Raw genomic sequence first — 734 nt, forward strand, 5'->3', positions numbered from 1 at the left:
GCATGTATTGCTTCAGTTTGTTCCCGTGATTCGTTGATGGTCAGCACCAGACAGCGGTTCAGCAGCTCTTCATCGACATCAATGGCGGTCGTGGTCAGCATCAGCATCACCGGGCCTTTCACCGTGTAGCTTTTGGTCACCAGATTGCCCGTGGTTTCGTCCTTGCCCGTGCTCGCCATCGTCAGCTCGCCGTCACTCTGCAACAGCTTGAGCGCATAAGCCGCCTGCCGTACCCCTTCTTCTTCGGCGATAGCCAGTATCTTGTGCTGGAGATTGGTTTCCCCCAGATAAAACAGGCTTTGCCCGGTCATGGCGCTGTACTGCACCCGTTCTTCTTCCGGTATCAGGTTAAGCACGGCATCCATCAGTGACGATTTCCCCGCCGCGCTGCTGCTTTGTATCAGGACGGCTAAGGGTTTGGGCAGTTTGCGGCTCACGGCGGCCAGATAACCCGCCAACAGGTTGGTTGATTCGCCGACCACGCCGCAGGCGGCCAGGTCAGACGTGATACGCGCGGTTAAATAGGGGTCTTGCAGTAACGCCAGTGCCGCTGCCCGGTCATCGGCGCTCAGTTCAGGCTGCACCGCTTTGGGGGTATTCCCTTGCTGCTGCCATTGCTCAACGGCCAGTAACACCTGTCCCAGTGCCCGCCGGAGTTCCCCGTCGGCCAGCCCCAGCTCAGCGGCGGCCATCCGCGCATAGCCCTGACGGCTGCGGGCGCTCAGCAAGTCCAG

The 734-nt window shown here is 60.1% G+C and carries 1 pseudogene; it reads right to left on the reverse strand.

Annotated elements, in window-relative coordinates:
- Positions 1 to 734 (reverse strand): annotated as a pseudogene (locus tag PSI15_RS18330) (DNA primase); the annotation flags it as partial.

Source organism: Xenorhabdus sp. PR6a, from assembly GCF_028599065.1.
Taxonomy (GTDB): Bacteria; Pseudomonadota; Gammaproteobacteria; order Enterobacterales; family Enterobacteriaceae; genus Xenorhabdus; species Xenorhabdus doucetiae.